Source organism: Paraburkholderia sp. MM5496-R1, assembly GCF_050436205.1.
GTDB classification, from domain to species: Bacteria; Pseudomonadota; Gammaproteobacteria; order Burkholderiales; family Burkholderiaceae; genus Paraburkholderia; species Paraburkholderia tuberum.
The window spans coordinates 553,607-572,451 of the sequence record NZ_JBNDLT010000002.1 but is presented as its reverse complement, the minus strand read 5'-3'; the positions used below and the strand labels follow the sequence as shown (position 1 = coordinate 572,451).

General features: G+C 64.6%; 21 protein-coding genes and 4 pseudogenes. 11 read left to right on the top strand and 14 right to left on the bottom strand.

The window, feature by feature from the left end:
• Positions 1-15 precede the first annotated feature (15 nt).
• The 3 genes from OKW38_RS09420 (at position 16) to OKW38_RS09410 (ending at position 1,561) form a co-directional block, all read left to right on the top strand.
• The gene (locus OKW38_RS09420) at positions 16-447 is read left to right on the top strand and encodes a response regulator (RefSeq protein WP_429361167.1); all 432 of its coding nucleotides are present in this window, start codon (positions 16-18) and stop codon (positions 445-447) included.
• Positions 440-1,222, top strand: a complete 783-nt coding sequence (locus tag OKW38_RS09415; protein WP_429361166.1) for a helix-turn-helix domain-containing protein — start codon at positions 440-442, stop codon at positions 1,220-1,222. Before OKW38_RS09420 ends, OKW38_RS09415 begins: the two co-directional genes overlap by 8 nt.
• Before the next feature lie 75 nt (positions 1,223-1,297).
• Positions 1,298-1,561 (top strand): nitroreductase family protein, encoded by a 264-nt coding sequence (locus OKW38_RS09410; RefSeq protein ID WP_429361164.1) that lies wholly within the window; start codon positions 1,298-1,300, stop codon positions 1,559-1,561.
• 44 nt (positions 1,562-1,605) lie between these two features.
• On the opposite strand, the gene OKW38_RS09405 is transcribed toward OKW38_RS09410, so the two are convergent.
• Positions 1,606-1,881, bottom strand: a complete 276-nt coding sequence (locus tag OKW38_RS09405) for a DUF1488 domain-containing protein (RefSeq protein ID WP_090804945.1) — start codon at positions 1,879-1,881, stop codon at positions 1,606-1,608.
• A 357-nt stretch (positions 1,882-2,238) separates the two neighbouring features.
• Here OKW38_RS09405 and OKW38_RS09400 point away from each other — a divergent pair.
• The 4 genes and pseudogenes from OKW38_RS09400 to OKW38_RS09385 all read left to right on the top strand — a co-directional run.
• Positions 2,239-2,496: pseudogene (locus OKW38_RS09400) on the top strand (nitroreductase family protein); the annotation flags it as partial.
• A 122-nt stretch (positions 2,497-2,618) separates the two neighbouring features.
• On the top strand, positions 2,619-2,951 hold the full coding sequence (locus tag OKW38_RS09395; protein ID WP_429363709.1) for a c-type cytochrome: 333 nt from the start codon (positions 2,619-2,621) through the stop codon (positions 2,949-2,951).
• Between the two features lie 59 nt (positions 2,952-3,010).
• Positions 3,011-3,385, top strand: a complete 375-nt coding sequence (locus OKW38_RS09390) for a DUF3564 domain-containing protein (protein WP_090805779.1) — start codon at positions 3,011-3,013, stop codon at positions 3,383-3,385.
• Between the two features lie 36 nt (positions 3,386-3,421).
• The gene (locus OKW38_RS09385) at positions 3,422-3,907 is read left to right on the top strand and encodes a hypothetical protein (RefSeq protein WP_429361162.1); all 486 of its coding nucleotides are present in this window, start codon (positions 3,422-3,424) and stop codon (positions 3,905-3,907) included.
• Positions 3,908-4,082: 175 nt separating this feature from the next.
• Here the strand turns inward: OKW38_RS09385 and OKW38_RS09380 are convergent.
• Positions 4,083-4,505, bottom strand: a pseudogene (locus tag OKW38_RS09380) (ABC transporter permease); the annotation flags it as partial.
• A 584-nt stretch (positions 4,506-5,089) separates the two neighbouring features.
• Here OKW38_RS09380 and OKW38_RS09375 point away from each other — a divergent pair.
• From OKW38_RS09375 to OKW38_RS09360, 4 genes and pseudogenes are all read left to right on the top strand, one after another.
• Complete coding sequence (locus OKW38_RS09375; protein WP_429361160.1) at positions 5,090-5,758, top strand: SagB/ThcOx family dehydrogenase; 669 nt, start codon at positions 5,090-5,092, stop codon at positions 5,756-5,758.
• 144 nt (positions 5,759-5,902) lie between these two features.
• Positions 5,903-6,260: pseudogene (locus OKW38_RS09370) on the top strand (hypothetical protein); the annotation flags it as partial.
• Between the two features lie 79 nt (positions 6,261-6,339).
• The gene (locus tag OKW38_RS09365; protein WP_429361158.1) at positions 6,340-7,770 is read left to right on the top strand and encodes an MBL fold metallo-hydrolase RNA specificity domain-containing protein; all 1,431 of its coding nucleotides are present in this window, start codon (positions 6,340-6,342) and stop codon (positions 7,768-7,770) included.
• An 89-nt stretch (positions 7,771-7,859) separates the two neighbouring features.
• Positions 7,860-8,036 (top strand): annotated as a pseudogene (locus OKW38_RS09360) (cytochrome D ubiquinol oxidase subunit II); the annotation flags it as partial.
• Positions 8,037-8,064: 28 nt separating this feature from the next.
• On the opposite strand, the gene hypE reads toward OKW38_RS09360, so the two are convergent.
• Genes hypE through OKW38_RS09300 form a run of 12 tightly spaced genes read right to left on the bottom strand, consistent with a single transcriptional unit; the run spans position 8,065 to position 18,818 of the window.
• Entirely contained in the window at positions 8,065-9,114 is a 1,050-nt protein-coding gene (gene hypE, locus OKW38_RS09355; RefSeq protein ID WP_429361156.1) for a hydrogenase expression/formation protein HypE, read from the bottom strand.
• Positions 9,111-10,241 carry a hydrogenase formation protein HypD gene (gene hypD / locus OKW38_RS09350; RefSeq protein WP_429361154.1) on the bottom strand — a complete coding sequence of 377 codons (1,131 nt, stop codon included), beginning with the start codon at positions 10,239-10,241 and terminating at the stop codon, positions 9,111-9,113. The genes hypE and hypD overlap by 4 nt, the downstream gene beginning before the upstream one ends.
• Positions 10,238-10,477: a HypC/HybG/HupF family hydrogenase formation chaperone gene (locus tag OKW38_RS09345; RefSeq protein WP_429361152.1), complete on the bottom strand. Its 240-nt coding sequence runs from the start codon at positions 10,475-10,477 to the stop codon at positions 10,238-10,240. The genes hypD and OKW38_RS09345 overlap by 4 nt, the downstream gene beginning before the upstream one ends.
• Positions 10,477-12,801 (bottom strand): carbamoyltransferase HypF, encoded by a 2,325-nt coding sequence (gene hypF, locus OKW38_RS09340; RefSeq protein ID WP_429361150.1) that lies wholly within the window; start codon positions 12,799-12,801, stop codon positions 10,477-10,479. The genes OKW38_RS09345 and hypF overlap by 1 nt, the downstream gene beginning before the upstream one ends.
• A 6-nt stretch (positions 12,802-12,807) precedes the next feature.
• Complete coding sequence (locus OKW38_RS09335; RefSeq protein WP_429361148.1) at positions 12,808-13,086, bottom strand: hydrogenase/urease maturation nickel metallochaperone HypA; 279 nt, start codon at positions 13,084-13,086, stop codon at positions 12,808-12,810.
• Positions 13,079-13,609: a hydrogenase maturation protease gene (locus tag OKW38_RS09330; protein ID WP_429361146.1), complete on the bottom strand. Its 531-nt coding sequence runs from the start codon at positions 13,607-13,609 to the stop codon at positions 13,079-13,081. Before OKW38_RS09330 ends, OKW38_RS09335 begins: the two co-directional genes overlap by 8 nt.
• Complete coding sequence (locus OKW38_RS09325) at positions 13,606-14,895, bottom strand: Ni/Fe hydrogenase subunit alpha (RefSeq protein ID WP_429361145.1); 1,290 nt, start codon at positions 14,893-14,895, stop codon at positions 13,606-13,608. The genes OKW38_RS09330 and OKW38_RS09325 overlap by 4 nt, the downstream gene beginning before the upstream one ends.
• Positions 14,870-15,676, bottom strand: a complete 807-nt coding sequence (locus OKW38_RS09320; protein WP_429361143.1) for an oxidoreductase — start codon at positions 15,674-15,676, stop codon at positions 14,870-14,872. Before OKW38_RS09320 ends, OKW38_RS09325 begins: the two co-directional genes overlap by 26 nt.
• A gap of 1 nt (position 15,677) precedes the next feature.
• Positions 15,678-16,487: an FAD/NAD(P)-binding protein gene (locus tag OKW38_RS09315; RefSeq protein ID WP_429361141.1), complete on the bottom strand. Its 810-nt coding sequence runs from the start codon at positions 16,485-16,487 to the stop codon at positions 15,678-15,680.
• A gap of 31 nt (positions 16,488-16,518) precedes the next feature.
• Positions 16,519-16,977 carry a cyclic nucleotide-binding domain-containing protein gene (locus OKW38_RS09310; protein ID WP_429361140.1) on the bottom strand — a complete coding sequence of 153 codons (459 nt, stop codon included), beginning with the start codon at positions 16,975-16,977 and terminating at the stop codon, positions 16,519-16,521.
• The gene (locus OKW38_RS09305) at positions 16,964-18,127 is read right to left on the bottom strand and encodes a 4Fe-4S dicluster domain-containing protein (protein ID WP_429361138.1); all 1,164 of its coding nucleotides are present in this window, start codon (positions 18,125-18,127) and stop codon (positions 16,964-16,966) included. Before OKW38_RS09305 ends, OKW38_RS09310 begins: the two co-directional genes overlap by 14 nt.
• Before the next feature lie 55 nt (positions 18,128-18,182).
• Positions 18,183-18,818: a CBS domain-containing protein gene (locus tag OKW38_RS09300; RefSeq protein WP_429361136.1), complete on the bottom strand. Its 636-nt coding sequence runs from the start codon at positions 18,816-18,818 to the stop codon at positions 18,183-18,185.
• Between the last annotated feature and the right edge of the window lie 27 nt (positions 18,819-18,845).

Sequence of the window (18,845 nt, the reverse complement as noted above, 5' to 3'; positions counted from 1 at the left end):
CCGATACTTCGAGCCATGAACACAAGCCCGTCACACCCGGCCGTACGCGTGTTCCTCGTGGACGACGCGATTTCGATCAGGAAACGGATCGCCGCGCGTTTCGGTGCGATCGAAGGCGTCGAGATCGTCGGTGAAGCGGAGGAACCCGGTGCGGCACTGGACGGCATCGGCGCGACGGCAGCCGACGTCGTGGTGATGGATTTACATCTGAGCGGCGGCAGCGGCATCGACCTGCTGCGCAACCTCGCGCAGAGCATGTCCACCGTGATCACGATCGTACTCACGAATCATTCGGGCACGTGGTTCAGGCAGGCGTGCGTCGCCAACGGCGCGCAGTACTTCTTCGACAAGACCAGTGAATTCGATCTTGCATGCAACACCATCGAGCGAATTGCCCACGAGCATTGCGCGCGCGGTCTCTACCATCTCGGAGCCCATCATGTCTGACGTTGCCGAATATTCCCAGACCCGGACCATCGCGCAGATTCCGCTGCACGCGCTGAAAGATCCCGGATTCGCACCGGCCCGGCCGAAGCACGGCGGCGCCAACTGCCCGAGTTGCGCGATGCGTGCTTCCTGCTTGCCGGAAGGTCTGACGGCGACAGAGACCGAACGGGTCGACGCGCTGATCTGCCCTTCGCGCACGATCAAAAATGGCGAATCCCTGTTTCGCGCAGGCGATTCGTTCCAGAGCATCTACGCAGTTCGCGCGGGCTCGTTCAAGACCGTCGTGATGCATCGCGACGGCCGTGAACAGGTCACCGGGTTTCATCTTGCGGGCGATGTGCTGGGTCTCGACGGCATCGGTTCAGGCAAGCATAGCTGCGATGGGCTCGCCATCGAGGACAGCAAGGTCTGCATCATCCCGTTCCATTTGCTCGAAGCCATGTGCCGCGACGTCAAGGCATTGCAGCAGCATGTGCACAGGTTGATGGGCGGCGAGATCGTGCGCGAGGCGACGCTGATGATGCTGCTCGGCACGATGTCCGCGGACCAGCGGGTCGCGACGTTCCTGCTGAACCTGTCGGGCAAGCTCAAGTCGCGCGGTTATTCGCAGGCGGAATTTCATCTGCGCATGACGCGGGAAGAGATCGGCAGCTACCTCGGGATGAAACTCGAAACCGTCAGCCGCATGCTATCGAAGTTTCAGAGGGACGGCCTGCTCGACACCCACGGCAAGCAGATCAGGATTCTCGACAGGGAAGGTCTCGCCCGCGTCTAGCCGCGCACGCTCGCCGCCGTTTGATCGGAGTCAAGCCCGCCGCAGCGCATCAGACACTCGTCGCCGGCTCGCCCATTGCTGCTGTGCATCGGCACCGGCACGGCTGACGCGGCCGCATGGCTCGCGGCCGGGCAGGCGCTCGAACGGGTGCTGCTCACCGCCGCCTCCGAAGGCATGACGGCTTCCTACCTGAATCAACCGATCGAAGCGGCTTCGCTGCGCGAGCGCCTGCGCGCCGCGCTCAATCTGGACGCCGTCCCGCAACTGCTGATCGGGGTTGGCCGTGGCGGCGCCGTGCGGCATTCGTCGCGGCGCCCACTTGCCGAAGTGGTGTCGTAGCGCGGCGCAGTCAAAGGGCCGATCAGCGGCCCGGCCGCGCGGCTTCAATCGCGGAAGCGAAAGTAGCCGCTGTGCATCATGACCGGCTTCGCGCCCACTTCTTTCAGCAAATTTCGCGCGGCGGCCTCGATGGGCAGCCGGTGTGTATCGAACGCTTCGATCAGATCGTCTTCACGCAACGACGGCGCGCCGAAGTGGTCTTCCAGCGCCTCCGCGGTAATGGCGCACTGCACGCGCTCACCGTCGACCTCCGCCGGAAAGGCGACGACGAGATCGCGCGCGCAGTACTCGGGACGTTCCTGCGGGAAATGGATATGCATGGCCGGTACCTGTGAGAGTGAAAGTTCGTGGCTTGAACAAAGCCGACGGAAGCGGCGCGGATAACCAGAGTGCGGCCACGCTCGACGCTCCGATGTGTTCAGAATAGACCCGCTTGAAACGTCGCCAATTTTTTGGTGGCGATCCTGGCTGACTCGGATCAAGCGGGTGACATCACCTGACGGCAGGCCTCGAACAGCCCCATGTTCGCGAAAGCCGGTTGATTTGAGTCAATCATTAAATGCCGCGGAGGTACACGATGACGGTGTGCCGTTTGCAGTTCCGGCTTGCACGAGGACGACGTGTTCATGAAACATCTAACGCGCCGCTTCGCTGCCGACTTGCTGGACGACACGATTCTGGTGTACGTCGCCGATCTTGCACGCATGCACGACATCGCACCGTCGCAGCGCAAACCTTTTGCGTCGGCGAGCGCCGGCGCGATGGTGCAGAACGTCTATCTCTTCTGCGCGGCCGCAGGACTCGCTGTCGCGGCGCGCGGCTGGCTCAACCGCAGTGCGCTGAGCGTCGAAATGCGCCTGCCGCGCGACAGCGTTCCGGTGCTCGCTCAAACGGTGGGCCACTTTGATTTATCCGATGGCGCCGGCGACGCCTGATGACTCACGCAAACGCTCGATGGAGCGCGGGCAAACGTCGGCTTGACGTGAGTCAATTGCAACCGCGTCGTCAAACGTAGACTGAGCCTGCAACCTTTCGTGGAGTGTGTCTCGTGAAAGCCATGTTTCCGCCGTACCTGGCCGCACATGTAGTCGGGCTCCTGCTGACAGCAAGCGGCGCGGCGTTCGCGCAGTCCGAGCCGACCGCCCTCGTCGATCAACAGCATTGCATGTTCTGCCATACCCGCGACGCGCCGTTTCTCGCCCCTTCGTTCCAGCAGATCGCGGAACGTTATCGCAACCAGCCGAATGCGCAGGTGATGCTCGAACACAAACTGCGGGTTGGCGGCAAGGCGCATTGGGGCGACATGGCCATGCCGCTGCCGCCAGATCGCGGTGGACCGCTTACGCCCGAAGACGCCCACACGCTGATCCAGTGGGTCCTGAGTCAATGAACAGCAACGAACCGACTAGCCGCTTACTGCGGACGCACTTGGTACAGATGGAGAAAATCATGCGCCTGACCATCCACCTCGACACATTCGACCGTGTCAATCGGATGGCATTCGCCATCCTGTGGCTCGACAACGAAACGCGTCAATGGTCGCGCGAGGGGCACCTGGGCCTCGAACTGCCCGAATGGGGCACGCTGCAAGTCGACTGCGGCAATACACTCGTGTGCGGCCCGCACGATTCGGTGCCCTGCTGTGTGCTTGAGGGGCTTGATCTGAACGTGTCCGGCGGCCCGTTCGAAGGTGAGGCCGGGCGTGCGCAATGGTGCGCCAATGCAGGCAGGACGCTGATGAGCGGCCACTGGCACATTCAATGTGTCGACCACGAGGGCGCGGAGCCTGAAAATGGCATTTTCGCGGACGACGACACTGCCTGAACCTTATTTGAACCGTCACGACAACGAGGTGCGCTCATGGGATTGACCGCGGATCTGGACGGCGTACGGCACGCGTATGGACTCTGTTTCGTGCGCGCCCCGTGGGCCTATTTCACGCGTGTGCCACTCGATCAGCAATGGGGCGACGGCTGGGAACAGGTGCCGTATGAACAACATGCCGGCGTCCCCTACGATGACATGCCGCAGCAGATTCTGACGGTCGCCTTCGACGGTCCCTTGTATCCGCCCGATGCGGGCTACGACGGCAAGACGCGCAGCGTCATCGAGATCAATCGGGGCGACGCTCCGTGGCTGCGCACGCAGGATCTCATCAGCAACGCGCCGATTCACATCATGGCTGGCGTGACGCTCGAATCGTTTGTCGAGCAGGTCGAGCTTGCTGGCGGCCGCGTGTTTGCTCCGCTCGGCTGGGGCGCGTTGCGGCTCGAGCGTTGCGAGCGGGACCAGCCGGGTGACGCGCCGGCGTCGACGGCTTCCGCACCTAAGGCGAGCAACGTCTGAGGCGCACGCTGCGCGGGCCTCGATCCCGCGCCCTCCACGCATCGCCCTCCCGGCGCCATGCCCGCGAACTCTCACTCGAAAACTTGCCCGGTCATTGCCCGCTCTCCCATCCCCCACCCAGCGCCGCATATAACGCGACCGTATCCTGCAGCCGTTGCGCCACGCCCTGTAGCCACGCGATGCGCGCCATGAACTCGGCTTTCGTGTATGCGACGTAGCCGAGCGATTTCACCACTTGCTTGATATGCGCGATATCGGCTGGCGACTTCGGCTCGACGAGGATGTACGAGGTGGTGTAGCGGGTCGTGGGGATGTAGGTGGTAGCGCGCTTGTAAGTGGTGTAGAGCGTGGGTGTGCCGAACAGGCCGCTGCTCGCGACAGTCGCGATGCCGACCACCACGCCGCGATGATCGTTCAGCTCGAAATCCGTGCCGAGCGTGGGGTTCTTCAGCTTCACTAACTCGGCGTCGTCGATCGCGATGAAGCCGTTCTCGGCATAGATGTCTTCGATCTTGCCCTGCTTCATGATCGGCCGGCCGAACAGGCTGGCGTCGTCGAGTCCGATCACCGTGACGGCCTGATAAGTGCCGTCGCGCAGCGGCCAGGTCCAGTTCGTTGCGCGAAAGTGCAGGCACGGGCGCGCCATGGCCGTCCCGCGCCCCGGACAGTTGGTTGGCACCGGCCAGGGTAGTCGTCTGAGATGGAGAGCGCTTCATAGCTTGCGGCGCATCGGGGAATTCAGTCGGATCGTCTACGCTCACGTTCGCTCATCCTTGTCGAGGTCATCGTGTATGAATGCCGCGCCTGATGGCCGAATCCGCGCTCAATGGCGCTAGCCGCCATGCGAGCCGGAGCGGGCGCGGGGCACGTCCCTTCGCCATCGAAGCGCAGCAGCGCTCAACCGGTTGCGACTGCGTCTGGTCGGCGTGCCGGGCACCGCGGACGCACGTTGAACAACTGTCGGGCATCCCTGCTACCAGCAGTGAGACTACGTACGCGGCTGCGATGCGGGTTGATTTGCATCAACGAGAACCGGGCAACCATGAGCGCCATACGATTCATACGCGGCGAGAAGGCTCCGTTGACACGCATCAAAACACAGGCGTTCAGCGCGGCTATGGTGAAAACGCGTGCGCGGTTCACCTGCGCATGCACCGGCGCTGACCTTGAACGGAGTCGATCATGACTGGTATGCAACTGCTGTCCTATGAACCGGCGCCCGGACGCGCCCCCTCTCGTACCCGCGGCGAAACGCCTGCCGTGATCACGCTGCCCAAGCCTGACATGGCCGGCGGCGTGCCGCTGATGAAAGCGCTCGCGCTGCGCGCCAGCACCCGCGAATTTTCCGACACACTCTTGATGCCCGCGACGCTTGGTGCGCTGCTATGGGCGGCGGACGGCGTCAACCGTCCGGCGACAGGCGGCCGCACGGCGCCGTCGGCCCATGCCTTCAATGAAATCGACCTTTATGCGGTGCTGCCGAACGGAGTCTATCGCTATGACGCGCCAAACCATCGGCTCGTACTCAAACGCGAGAGCGACGCGCGCAATATGACGGGATACCAGGATTTTGTCGGCGACGCACCGCTCGATCTCGTGTATGTCGTCAACATGTCGCGCCTGCTGACGATGCCGCCTCAGCAGCGCGATATTTTTTCCGCCGTCGCGGCGGGCGCGATGGCACAGAACGTTTCGCTGTATTGCGCTTCAGCCGGACTCGGATGCGTCGTACGGGGCTGGATCAATCATCGCTCACTGAGCGACGCACTGAAATTGAACGAGGACGAATTGCCGATCCTGGCTCAAACAGTAGGCGCGCTGGCAACGACACTGAATTCGCTCGCGGATTGAAGCGGCGTGGCGCGCAGCGGTTATCGGGCGGCCGGCAGGGTTCCGTTGGCAGCATGCCTGATCCGAAGAGGCAACCTATGTGGTACGGCCTGCTCGATACACAACGGCGCCTCGCCAGGGCGTTCGCCGAAAGCGCGCTCAACGTCTGCGTCCGGACGCCGGATCTATCCGGGCTTCATCCAGCAGGCTGCCATCCTGGTCGCGCACCCTGCGCGTCAGGTCGGCCTGGAATACCGGCGCGCTTGGGCAAGTCCCGCTTTGCACGATCGAGGGAGACCGCGACAACATCACCGGCGCGGATCAGACTCATTGCGCGCACGCGCTATGTCATGCGCCGGACGCGCCACGGCATCGGCGCGCGACCATCGGCCAGTGCGACCATTACGATCTTTTCACGGGCCCACGCTGGCACGACGCTGTTCATCCCCAGTTATGCGAATTCTGGCGCGCGATCGAATGCGATAGTGAAGCGAAAGCCGAACCGCCCGGCCGCATTCGATGATCCATGTCAAAGCTGCGCCAGGCCAATGCAGTGCAATGGCATTTATCCCCGCCATGGGCGGGTTCCGCGCGAGGGCATGATGAAACTGACTTTTCTGGGTGGCGCGGAAACCGTCACCGGCTCGAAATATCTGCTCGAAGCCGCCGGCTTGCGGATTCTGATCGATTGCGGTCTGTTTCAGGGTACGAAAAACCTGCGCCTGCGCAACTGGAGCCCGCTGCCCATGCCCGTCGACACGCTCGACGCCGTGATCCTCACGCACGCGCATATCGATCACACCGGCTACCTGCCCGTGCTCGCGCGCAGCGGCTATCGCGGCTCCGTCTACTGCACGCCCGGCACGGCCGACCTGTGCGACATCATGCTGCGCGACAGTGCGCGTCTACAGGAGGAGGAAGCCGACTTCGCGAACCGTCATGGCTTCTCGAAGCACAAGCCGGCTCTGCCGCTTTACACGCTCGACGACGCACAGCGCGCGCTGCGGCTCATCGTGCCGCGCGAATTCGATGTCCCCACCCCACTGAACGACGAATTGTGCTTCCGCTTTCTGCCTGCCGGACATATCCTGGGCGCGGCCAGCGTCGTGCTCTGCTGGCGCCATACGGTGCTGGCTTTTTCAGGCGATATCGGCCGGCCGAACGATCCGATCATGCGCGCCCCCATGAAGCTCGCGTACGCGGACTATCTGGTCGTCGAGTCGACCTACGGCGACCGCCTGCATGCCACGACCGATCCCGAGCAGGAGTTGGCCGCGCTATTCGAGCGGACGTTCGCGCGCGGCGGCGTCGTGGTCATGCCCTGCTTTGCGGTCGGACGTGCTCAGGAAATCCTTTATTACATCGCGCATCTGAAGCAGACCGGGCGCATGGCAAACGTGCCGGTCTATCTGGACAGCCCGATGGCCACCGGCGTCACGGAGGTGTACCGGCACCATCTGAGCGAGCACCGCCTGACGGCTTCGCAGGCGGCCATGATCGACAAGGCGGCAGTCATGGTGCGCACGGTCGAGCAATCCAGAGCGATCGCCGCGCATCATGGTCCGATGGTCATTATCGCTGGCAGCGGCATGGCCACCGGCGGTCGCGTGCTCCATCATTTGCGCCTGTATGCGCCGGACCCCAGGAATACGATCGCGCTGGTCGGCTATCAGGCCGCGGGCACACGCGGCGCCGCCATTGCCGCACACGAGCCAGCGGTAAAGATTCACGGCGAGTACGTGCGAATTCGCGCACATGTCGAGACGATTTCGTCCCTGTCCGCGCATGCGGACTACAGCGAAACGCTGAACTGGCTCGCAGCGATATCGCCGGCGCCCGCGCAAACGTTCATTACGCACGGTGAGCCCGCCGCCGCCGATGCGTTGCGCCGTCGAATCACCGACACGCTTGGTTGGCCTTGCACGGTGCCGGTGTATCAGCAAAGCGTCGAGCTGGCGGAAAGGTCCGCGCTCGACGGCCGGTCCGCGGCCGCCGCTGCGGCATGTTCGATCTCCGGCCCAGCGCAGAGCTGATGTCACGCCCTGCGCAAAACCTCGCGCGCTGCCGCGCCGTCAAGCGCGCGACAGGCAAGCCGTTACGGCCCGCATGGCCGCGCGTGACGATGCCCGGTAAGCTGGCACCCACGCGCGCAGCCGGTCGAACGCTGTCACCACGTGTGCGCCATCTTCTCGAAAGCCCGACATGCCTGCAGGCCGACGAAGACGCGTCGTTCCTGCAACGCCCCGAGATGTGCGGCGTGCGGCTGCAGCTCGACTACTGGAAGACCGAAGAGAGCCTGCACGCCAATCCCCACCCCTTCTGTGCGACTAGCATATGCGCGGCAACTGCTCCCCCGTGAGCATGTCGAGTGCGCGCACGCCGCCGATCGTCCCCAGTTCAACTGTGCCCGCCCGGGCGGAGGTTTCGACGCTGCCGATGATGGCCGCGTCCCCAAAGAAGCGGCGCAGGATCGCGACGGCCCGCTCCGCGCAGGCAGGCGCCATCAACGCGACAAACCGCCCTTCGTTCGCGACATAAAGCGGATCGAGGCCCAGGATCTCGCAGGCGCCGCGGACCGAATCCGACACAGGAATGGCCGCTTCATCGAGCCGGATCGCCACCCTGCCCGCCAAGGCGATTTCGATCAATGCGGTCGCGAGCCCGCCGCGCGTCAGGTCGCGCATGCAATGCAGTTCGATTCCGCCGTCGATCAGCGCCCGCACGCAGGCCGCCAGCGGCGCGCAGTCGCTTGCAATCGTGGTCTCGAATCCGAGCCCCTCGCGTACTGCCATGATGGCGATGCCATGGCGGCCGATGTCGCCGCTCAGCACCACGGCATCTCCCGCCCTGACTTGCCGGGGCGAAACCGGAGAGCTCGCCAGAACGAGTCCGACGCCAGACGTGTTGACATAGAGGCCGTCGCACTTGCCGCGCTCGACCACCTTCGTATCGCCGGTCACGATGCGCACACCTGCCGCCCGTGCCGCATCGCGCATGGACACCACCACGCGGCCCAGATCGTCGATCGGAAAGCCCTCCTCGAGCACCAACCCGACGCTCAGATAGCGCGGTTCGGCGCCGCACATGGCCAGATCGTTCACCGTCCCGTTGACGGCAAGCGAGCCGATGTCACCGCCTGGAAAGAACAGCGGCTGCACCACATAGGAATCGGTCGTGAAGGCAAGCTGGGCGCCGCCGATATCGAATACGGCCCCGTCATGCGTGAGATCGTCCGGCGATCCGGCGAAGGCGGGACGAAAGAGCCCATCGATGAGCCGCTGGGTCAGCAGGCCACCACCGCCATGGGCGAGTTCAATGGTGTCGCCGCCCGTCGCCGGTAGCGGACAGTTCGCGACGAAGCGTGGAGTTTCGCTCATAGGCCCCCCTTGCAGCCGAGCGCACCCGCTGCATCGGCGGACAGTGGCCTGCGATAGCGATAGTAGGCGGCGCAAGCGCCTTCGGACGACACCATGGTCGCGCCCAGCGGATGCTCCGGTGTGCACCGGGTGCCGAAAGCCGGGCACTGCCCCGGCTTCTTCAACCCGCGCAGCACCTCGCCACTGATGCATTCGCTGCAGCGTTCAGGCGGCACTGCGATATCCGGAAAGCGCTGCAGCGCATCGTAGCGCGCGTATGCGGGCGCGAGACCAAAGCCGCTGCGGGCGATTTCGCCGATACCGCGCCACCGCTGTGACTGAATGGCAAACACGCGGCCGAGCACGTCCTGCGCGGGGCGGTTGCCGTTGCGCTGCACGGTGCGCAGATACTGGTTCTCAACCTCGGCGCGGCCCTCTTCCAGTTGCCGGATGCACAGGTAGAGGCCCTGCACCAGATCGACGGGTTCGAAGCCGGTCACGACGATCGGAATGCCGAAGCGGCGCGCGATCGGCTCGTATTCCCAATATCCCATCACCGTGCAGACATGGCCGGCGGCGAGGAAACCTTGCACGGTGTTGGCCGGGTCGCTCAAAAGCGCGTCGATAGCGGGCGGCACAAGGACGTGAGACACCAGCAACGAAAAATTCGCGAGCCCCTCGCGCTCCGCCTGCAACACAGCCATGGCGGTGGCGGGCGCAGTGGTTTCGAAACCGATCGCGAAGAAGACGACTTCGCGCTCCGGTCTGTGACGCGCGATCGTCAACGCATCGAGCGGCGAATAGACCATGCGGATGTCGGCGCCGCGCGCCCTCGCGGCGAGCAGACTGCCCGTTTCGCCCGGCACCCGCAGCATGTCGCCGAACGAGCAGAAGGTTACGTCGGGCCGGCTTGCAATAGCGATCGCGGCGTCAATGATGCTGGCGGGCGTCACGCACACGGGGCAGCCCGGTCCATGCAGAAGACTCACGCCACGAGGCAACATCTGGTCGATGCCGTGCCGCACGATCGAATGGGTCTGACCACCGCAGATCTCCATGATGGTCCACGGCTGCGTCGTGATGCGAGCAATCGCGTCGGCATAACGGCGGGTCACGGCCGGGTCGCGAAATTCGTCGACGTATTTCATCTGAGATCCTCGCGCTCGAATCCGGCCAGGTAAGCCAGCGTTCTCAGGGCCTGCACCTCGTCGATCACGGCGATGGCGAAACCGGCGTGGACGAGCACATAGTCGCCAGGCTGCGCTTCGGGGACGTAGGCGAGGCAGACCTCTTTGACGATGCCGGCGAAGGCGACCCGTCCTTGCCGCAACAGCGGCTCATCGCCTGCGATGCTCAGAACCTGTCCGGGAATGGCGAGACACATCAGATCTTCTCCCCGCTCAGCGGCCGGGCGGCGAAAGCGGCCTGGCCCACGGCAATGCCGCCGTCATTCGGCGGAATGCGGCGATGCCAGTACGGATCGAAGCCCGCCTCGCGTAGCCGCTCAACCGCCCGCTCGACGAGTCGCGCATTCTGGAAGCAACCTCCGCTCAGCAGCACGCGCTCGAGCCCAACGCGGGTGGCGACGCAGACGATGGCCTCGGCCAGGGCGTCATGAAACGCCGCCGCCACTGAAGGTGTGGGGACGCCATCGCGGCACGCGGCCACGACGGCGGCCAGCATCGGACGCCAGTCGAGCACGAGGCCGCTGGCGTCTTCCCACAGGCGCGGCGGCGCCAGCGATACCGACCTCAGCGCGCGCTGCGCGGCAAACTCGACCGCCATCCCTGCTTCGCCTTCGAAGCTGGCGACCTGCACGAGATCGAGCAGTGCAGCAATCGCGTCGAAGAGCCGACCCGCGCTCGATGTCAGAGGCGCGTTGACGCCGCGGCGCAGCATGACGCCGAGCGTCTGTCGCTCTCTCGCGGCGAAAGCGGCGACGGGCTTCTGGTCCGTCATCGCCAATGCGGCATCGCCAAAGGTCGCATAGAGGGCGCCAAGCGCGGCACGGCGCGGCTCGCGCATGGCGGCCTCCCCACCGGCCAGGCGAAACGGCAGCAGATGCGCAACCCGTCTGTACCGGGTCGCGTCGACGGCCAGGAACTCACCGCCGCAGATCGAACCGTCCGTACCATAGCCGGCGCCGTCCCATGCAACACCGAGCACAGGGCCCGCGAGATCGTTGTCGAGCATGCCGGCCAGCACGTGCGCGAGATGATGCGGCACGCGTCGCACCGGCAGTCCCGATGCATCCGCAAAACGGGTGCTGTAATAGTCCGGATGGAGGTCGCACGCGACATGCCGGGGGCGCACGTGGTATAGCGTCGTCATAGCCTCGACGGCCTGCGCAAAGGCCTCACGCGTTGCGGGTGCGGCGAGCTCGCCGATATGAGGGCCGAGCACGATCTGTCCATCGACGGCAAGCGCGATCGTGCTCTTCTGGTGCGCGCCGAGCGCGAGTCCCGGCTCGGCGCCAGCCGAAAACGGCAGGGCGAGCGACAGCGGCGCGTAGCCCCGCGCGCGCCTCAACACCGCCTCGCGTCCCGCTATCACCCGTACTACGGAATCATCCACCGGATGCAGGATCGGGCGGTCGTGCACGAGGAAGAGATCGGCAATGCCCGCAAGCCGTTCGAGTGCTTCGCGCTCGTCGGTCACGATCGGCTCGCCGCCCCGGTTGCCGCTCGTGGCCACAACGGGAAAGCCAAGCTCAAGCATCAACAGGGCATGCAGCGGCGTGCAGGGCAGCATGATCCCGAGCAACGGGTTGGCCGGCGCTATGCCTCGTGCAATCCCAGGCAGGTCCGTTCGCGCCTTGACCAGAACGATCGGCGCCGCAGCCGAGCAGAGGAGCCGTTGCTCGAGCTCGGAAAGCTCGGCGACCATCGACGCATCGGCCAGGCTCCGAACCATGACGGCAAACGGCTTGGCCGGACGCGTCTTGCGCTCCCGCAGACGGCGCACCGCAGTGTCGCTGCGGGCATCGGCAATCAGTTGGAACCCCCCTAGTCCTTTGAGAGCGACGATCAGGCCCTGGCGCACGGCTTCGGCCGCAGACCGCAGGGCCTGATGCCGCTCGCCCAGCACGGCGCCCGCCGTATCCCATAGCGCGAGTTGGGGTCCACACTCGGGGCAGGCATTCGTTTCTGCGTGAAAACGGCGCGACGCCGGTTCGCTGTACTCGTTGCGACAGCCCGCGCACATCGGAAAGTGTCGCATGGCCGTGCGTGAGCGATCGTACGGCACAGCCTCGATCAGACTGTAGCGTGGTCCGCAGTGCACACAGGTCGTAAATGGATACAGGTAGCGGCGATCGTTCGGGTCGCAAAGTTCGCCAAGGCACTCAGGACAGACGGCAAGATCGGGCAACACCATGGCCGAGCGTGGGCCGCCGGTCGCGCTTGGGGCAATCACGAAGCCTTGCTCGCCCTGGGCTGGAAGCCGGCAGCTTTGCCGCTGATGAATGGCCGCCGGCGGCGCGATTTCCGCGTCGAGTCTGGCCAGAAAGCGCTCAAGCGCCTGTGGGGCGCCTTCGACTTCGAGCGACACGCCCTCGCCTGTGTTGCGTACAAAGCCGCCCAGCCCCTCGCCGACGGCAAGCCGATGAACGAAGGGCCGAAACCCCACCCCCTGCACCGCGCCGGTGACATCCAGCCGCAGCCGGAGTCGCGTCCCCGCTTCGGCGATATCGACGCCCGTCGTGTCCATGGCGTGTCACCCTTCCCCGTCCGGGACGTCGAACTCGATGCCCGTGATCATCACGTCCTGTGCATCTGGATGGCGGACTTCCTGCGACACCTCGATACGCAGCGCGGCGCCCTCGGCCAGGGTGCCGCGCGCTTCGTCGGTGAAATGCTCGCGGAAGTGTTCCGGCGAAAACTGGCTGAGCGCACCAAGCCAAACGTCGACCCCGCTGACTCGCAAGGCGCGCTTCTCCTGTGCGGCAATCTCCAGCCGGTGCACCAGGTTTCGGACGATGCCTGATTCATGCATGAGGTTCGATCTCCGTAACGGTCTTCCTGAGGGGTTGCCTAAGCCGCTCCACCTCGGTCACCACACGCCCGGCCACTTCATCGACAGCGGCCGCGACTTCCGGGGTAACCGGCGCGCCGCGGTCGAAACAGACGCCTTCAATCGCATAGACGACCATCTCGCGTGGCGCAAGCCCGAGCGTGCGGGAAAGTTCGATTGCCTCGGCCACGCCGAACGCATGGCTCGACGCAAACGACATCTCCCGCACCAGTTGCTCCGAGGCGAGGTCGATCCGGAGGATGCGGCCCGGCGTCGCCTCGGGCGCGGCAGCATCCACGCACACCAGCGCATCGAAACCGGCCCAGTCCTCGATCAGCGACAGCGCATCGCCGCTGCGTACGACGAGCGATACCTCGGCCGGCAGCCGTCCGGCGATGCTGCGCACGACGAGTGCTCCGACGCCGTCATCGCCTCGATCGGGGTTACCCATGCCAACCACCAACACCTTGCGTGGCGCGCCACACTGATCGACGGTTCGGGTCATGTCCGCTGCACCGAAAGTTTGAGGAAGTGAGCGGAACACGAGATGCATGGATCGTAATTGCGGATGCTGCGTTCACATCGATCCCGCAGCACGTCGTCGGGTTGATCCAGCGAGGCGGTCGCGACAGCCATCAGGTCCGCCTCGATACTCGGCTGGTTCTGCGAGGTCGGCGGCACGATGCGCGCCTCCGTGATCGCTCCGTCTGCATCGAGGCGATATCGATGCCAGCAGATCCCGCGGGGCGCCTCGGTACAGCCAAAGCCCGTGCCCGCGCGCGGCTCGGCCGGCAAAGCGGGGAACTCCGGCGGCTCATAGGCCGCGATTAGTCGCAGCGCCTCATCGCACGCGTAGACCAGTTCGAGCGCCCTCACCACGATGCTCCGAAACGGGTTCCGGCAGACCGGGCCAAGCCCGGCTTCATGGGCCAGCGCCTGCACCGGCTGGGGAAAACGATCGAAATTGATGGCGTAGCGGGCGAGCGGCCCGACCAGATACGCGCCGCGCTGCTTCACCACAGCATGCAGCGCAGTCGAGTGGGCAACGTGCCGCTCCTCGAATTCGGTGTCAAAGTCGCTTATGTCGATATCGATACCACGGGTGGAGACGAGCCGCCCCTCGTTGAACGGATATTCGTCCGGGTGCCGCAGCGCCACGAACTCGTAGTCGCGCTCGAACGCCGGAAAATCGAAGCCCGCCACCCAACGGACCAGATCCACTGCATGGTCGCGGGCGCGCTGGAGACTTTCGGCGACCGGCGCTAGCTCATCGCGGCCCGGCACGCGGTAGAAGCCGCCCACCTTCACGTTGACGGGATGAATCTCGCGTCCGCCCAGCAGCCGCATCAATTCGTTGCCGGCTTTCTTCAAGGCAAGGCCCCGGCGGACTGCGTCGCCGTGCTCGCGAGCCATCTGGATCGCGTCCGGGAAACCCAGGAAGTCTGGTGCATGCAGCATCACGACGTGCAGCGCATGGCTCTCGATCCATTCGCCGCAGTAGATCAGCCGGCGCAACACGCGTAGCTGTCCGTCGACCTTGATGCCGAAGGCGTTTTCGAGCGCATGGACCGCACTCATCTGGTAGGCGATCGGGCAGATCCCGCAGATGCGGGCCACGATGTCGGGTGTTTCGGCAAAACCGCGCCCGCGCAGCAACGCTTCGAACAGGCGCGGCGGCTCGAAGATATTGAGCTGCGCCGATATCACCTGCCCGTCCTTGAAATGCAGATCGAGCGCGCCCTCCCCCTCGACGCGGGTGAGGTAGTCAACCCGGATCGTCTTCGTCGCCATGAGCCTCGCTCTCCTTGAGAAACTCGGGTGCCATCGCGTTGAAGGTGCGCAACACGCGGCGGATATCCAGCGGTCTCGCGCCGAGCGCCTGCCATTCGCGTGTCAACGCACCCATGTTCGGCGTCTCCATCGGGCCATAGCAACCGTAGCAGCCGCGCCGGAAAGCCGGACAGATCGCACCGCACCCGGCATGCGTCACCGGCCCGAGACAGGGCGTGCCCTGCACCATTACGCACACCGTGCCGCGCTGCTTGCATTCCACGCAGACACTGTGACTCGCGATCGCCGGCTTGCGGCCGGCGAGAAATGCCGAGATGACCTCGATGAGCTGCATCTTGTTGATCGGGCAGCCACGCAGCTCGTAGTCGACCGGCACGTGTGAGGAGATCGGTGTCGAGGTCGAGAGCGTCGTGATGTATTCCGGTGACGCGTAGACCGCGGCCACGAACTCGCGTGCGTCCGCAAAATTGCGCAACGCCTGGATCCCGCCGGCGGTCGCACAGGCGCCGATCGTCACGAGATGTTTCGACTGACGCCGCACCGCCTGAATGCGCTCTGCGTCGTGCGGTGTGGTGATCGATCCTTCAACCAGCGAGAGGTCGTAAGGCCCGGTCCCGATGGTGCTGGACGCTTCCGGGAAGTTGGCGATCTCGATGGCATCGGCAAGCGCAAGGAGTTCGTCCTCGCAATCCAGCAGCGAAAGCTGGCATCCGTCGCAGGAAGCGAACTTCCAGACCGCGAGGCGCGGCCGCTTGCGCGGGTTCGTTGCAGGCGCTGTCATTTCAGATCTCCGGGACCGCGAAGATGCCCGCAATCGTATCGAAGCGCATCACCGGCCCGTCCTTGCAGATGAATGCAGGGCCGAACTGACAGTGCCCGCACAGGCCAATCGCGCATTTCATGTTGCGCTCCATCGACAGATAGATACGCTCGGGCGAAACGCCGGCAACGCGCAGCGCATTGGCCGTGAAGCGCATCATGATCTCGGGCCCGCAGACCAGCGCAAAGGTCTCGCGCGGATCGAAGGCCGCACGCGCTACCAGTGCCGGCACGACGCCGACGTGGCCACGCCACCCCGCGTCGGCGTGATCGACGGTGACCTCGATCTGGACATCCAGCCGCTGTCGCCACTGTTCCAGTTCGCGGCGGTAAAGCAATTCCTTCGGATTGCGGCTTCCGAACAGAATGATCACGCGTCCATAGCGGCTCCGGTTGGCCAGCACGTCGTAGATGGCCGGGCGCAGCGGCGCGAGGCCAAGGCCGCCGGCTACGATGACGATATCCGAGCCCTCGGCGGCGGCGACCGGCCAGCCGGTTCCAAACGGGCCGCGCAGCCCGACCGTCGCGCCCCCTTCCAGCTTCGCGAGCGCCGCACTGACAGCACCGACGTTGCGAACAGTGTGCACGAAAGACCGGTCGTCGCTCCGGTCGCCGCTCATGCTGATCGCCGCTTCGCCAACACCGAACACGTAGAGCATGTTGAACTGCCCCGGCACAAAAGCGGGTCGCTTCCCGGCGAGCGGTACGAACTCGAGCGTTGTGGTGTCGGCGAGTTCGCGGCGTGTCCGGGCGACACGATAGATCTGTGGCACGAACGGATCCGGGGCCCAAGCGGCAGCCATCTCAGCGCTTCCCGTAGACATCGAGCAATTGCAGCCTCGTTGCGTCCAGCCGCTTCACGAAGATCGGCAGAAAGCGCTTCATCAACGCATAACCCAGATCGTGGTCGGACTCACACTTGTCTCGCAAGCACCTGGCATCCATGCCGATCGCACGCGTGAGCTCGACGGCCCTGGCATCGAAAGTCCACCGATAGGGTGGAACCAGCCATGATGCCCCCACGATCTCGCCGGCGCCGAGGGTCGCCACCACGATGGGCGGCCGCCCGGGCGCGACGATCTCGAGCGCCACCTGGCCATGACGGATCAGGAAGAACTCGTTCGCGGGCTCGCCTTCCCTGAACAGATAATGTCCGGCATTGAAGCGGTGGTTTCTGGCACAGCCTGAGATCAATCGGCTATGCGCGGAATCAAAACCCGAAAAAAAGGGGTGTTCACTCAGAATATGTTCAAGCCCCTCCATGTTCACCCTCCTTTGCCGCGGTATCGGTGGCGCGAATGGCGGCCGCTTCCTCCGTGATGTCGATACCGACCGGACACCAGGTGATACAGCGGCCGCACCCGACACAGCCCGATGTTCCGAACTGGTCGATCCAGCTCGCGAGCTTGTGGGTCATCCATTGCCGATAGCGCGAGCGGGCTGTCTTCCGGACGCTGCCGCCATGGATGTAGGAGAAGTCCATCGTGAAACAGGAGTCCCACTTGCGAACGCGCCCGGCGGACTGTCCGGCCAGATCGCTGTGATCCTCGACCGTCGTACAGAAGCAGGTCGGGCAGACCATTGTGCAGTTGCCGCAACTCAGGCACCGCTCGGCCACTTCGTCCCAGCGCGGATGGTTTGGGTTGCCTTGCAGCAGCTGTTTGATGCCCTCGGTCTCCAGCGTGCGTCCCATCTGGGTCGCCGTATGCGCGACAACCGCCTCGGCCGCCGTACAGTGCGCGTCCGAAGCTGGCCGATGAGGAATCTGCGCCAGAACCTGCGCGCCGGTTGTGGTACCGACCTCGACCAGGAATTCATGGACGTCTTCGTCAAGCAGTTCGGTCAGCGCCAGGTCGAAGCCGGACTCCGCCCGCGGGCCTGTTTGCATCGAAACGCAGAAGCAGGTCCCGCCGGCCTGAGCGCAATTCACCGCAACAATGAACGCGTTCTGGCGACGAAGGCCGTAAACCGGGTCTGGGTAAGGTCCCTCGCAAAAGACCCGGTCCTGGATCGCGATCGCATGAATTTCGCAGGAGCGTACGCCAATGAACGCGAATTTCGGCGGGGGTTCGTCCGCTGTGGTGATCGCGAGCCCTTCTTCTCCGGTTCGCGCCTCCCAGAGCGTCTGTACCGGCGGATGCAAGAAACGCTTCCACGAATGCGGACCGACGGCGAAACCAAACAGCGCAGCATCATCGCGCCGCACGAGGCGATAACGCCCAGCTTCCTGACGATCAGTCCAGCCGACCGGCAAATCCGCCACCCTCGCGATCCTGTCGTACACGATAGCGCCGTCCCGCACGGTTGGCCCCATCACCTGATACCGGTCGGTGACAAGAACATCGATGAGAGACTGAAGGGCCTCATGGGTAACGACCACCTTGTCGCCCTTCGACAACGGATGCTCTACCATCGCAGCTCCTTTGAAACCACACAGTGATCGTGCTGGTTGTCTGACGTTAGCAAGGTCAGAGCGAGTCGGGTGCGTGTGGTTTCCGGCTAGTCGTCATGGTGGCACCCCATCTTTCGAGTGGCCTTGCGCAAACAGTGCGCGTGGCGCGCAGAATGCGACCTGATGTGACGCAATTCGAATCCCGCACCCGAAGCGCCGTCGACGCAATCCAACCGGATGAACGGGCCGGTCGTCTCGAACAAGGTCGATCCTTCACGGTTTTCACGCCCGGTACGCGCGCAGCCGCCGCGAGGATCGCCTTACGCTCTTCCTCGGAACGCACGACGCCCCAGCAATGCACGATGCCTTCCGTGACGATCAGACGGTCGGCGGCCATCGCCCAGCGGTGTCCGTCGAGCTCTTTCGCGTGCCACCGCGCAGCACCGGCAGAATGTTCCTTCAGATACTCGGCCGCGAGTTCACGCGTAGGCGCCATGAATTCGGCAAGCCACGAGCGGCGTGGCTTTTCCGTGCCCGTTTCGACGCGTCTGAGCAGATCGCCCTCGCTGACGACGCCGATCACGTCGCCGTTGTCGTCGACGACTGGCATCCCGCTGATCCGGTGGTCGATCAGCAGCTTTGCCGCGTCGTAGACCGAGTTGTCGGGTGCGATGGAAACGACCGGATTCGTCATGATGTCCGAGGCTCGCAAGTGAGTCTCCATATCAAGGGCCTACCC

Coding starts and splice junctions, on each gene's coding strand:
- hypE (WP_429361156.1), bottom strand. CDS start 9,114: ATGAGCGAAACTCCACGCTTCGTCGCGAACTGTCCGCTACCGGCGACG.
- OKW38_RS09420 (WP_429361167.1), top strand. CDS start 16: ATGAACACAAGCCCGTCACACCCGGCCGTACGCGTGTTCCTCGTGGAC.
- OKW38_RS09345 (WP_429361152.1), bottom strand. CDS start 10,477: ATGTGTCTCGCCATTCCCGGACAGGTTCTGAGCATCGCAGGCGATGAG.
- OKW38_RS09310 (WP_429361140.1), bottom strand. CDS start 16,977: ATGGAGGGGCTTGAACATATTCTGAGTGAACACCCCTTTTTTTCGGGT.
- OKW38_RS09325 (WP_429361145.1), bottom strand. CDS start 14,895: ATGGCGACGAAGACGATCCGGGTTGACTACCTCACCCGCGTCGAGGGG.
- hypF (WP_429361150.1), bottom strand. CDS start 12,801: ATGGACACGACGGGCGTCGATATCGCCGAAGCGGGGACGCGACTCCGG.
- OKW38_RS09330 (WP_429361146.1), bottom strand. CDS start 13,609: ATGACCCGAACCGTCGATCAGTGTGGCGCGCCACGCAAGGTGTTGGTG.
- OKW38_RS09405 (WP_090804945.1), bottom strand. CDS start 1,881: ATGCATATCCATTTCCCGCAGGAACGTCCCGAGTACTGCGCGCGCGAT.
- OKW38_RS09375 (WP_429361160.1), top strand. CDS start 5,090: ATGACTGGTATGCAACTGCTGTCCTATGAACCGGCGCCCGGACGCGCC.
- OKW38_RS09305 (WP_429361138.1), bottom strand. CDS start 18,127: ATGGTAGAGCATCCGTTGTCGAAGGGCGACAAGGTGGTCGTTACCCAT.
- OKW38_RS09395 (WP_429363709.1), top strand. CDS start 2,619: ATGTTTCCGCCGTACCTGGCCGCACATGTAGTCGGGCTCCTGCTGACA.
- OKW38_RS09320 (WP_429361143.1), bottom strand. CDS start 15,676: ATGACAGCGCCTGCAACGAACCCGCGCAAGCGGCCGCGCCTCGCGGTC.
- OKW38_RS09365 (WP_429361158.1), top strand. CDS start 6,340: ATGAAACTGACTTTTCTGGGTGGCGCGGAAACCGTCACCGGCTCGAAA.
- hypD (WP_429361154.1), bottom strand. CDS start 10,241: ATGAAATACGTCGACGAATTTCGCGACCCGGCCGTGACCCGCCGTTAT.
- OKW38_RS09390 (WP_090805779.1), top strand. CDS start 3,011: ATGCGCCTGACCATCCACCTCGACACATTCGACCGTGTCAATCGGATG.
- OKW38_RS09335 (WP_429361148.1), bottom strand. CDS start 13,086: ATGCATGAATCAGGCATCGTCCGAAACCTGGTGCACCGGCTGGAGATT.
- OKW38_RS09385 (WP_429361162.1), top strand. CDS start 3,422: ATGGGATTGACCGCGGATCTGGACGGCGTACGGCACGCGTATGGACTC.
- OKW38_RS09415 (WP_429361166.1), top strand. CDS start 440: ATGTCTGACGTTGCCGAATATTCCCAGACCCGGACCATCGCGCAGATT.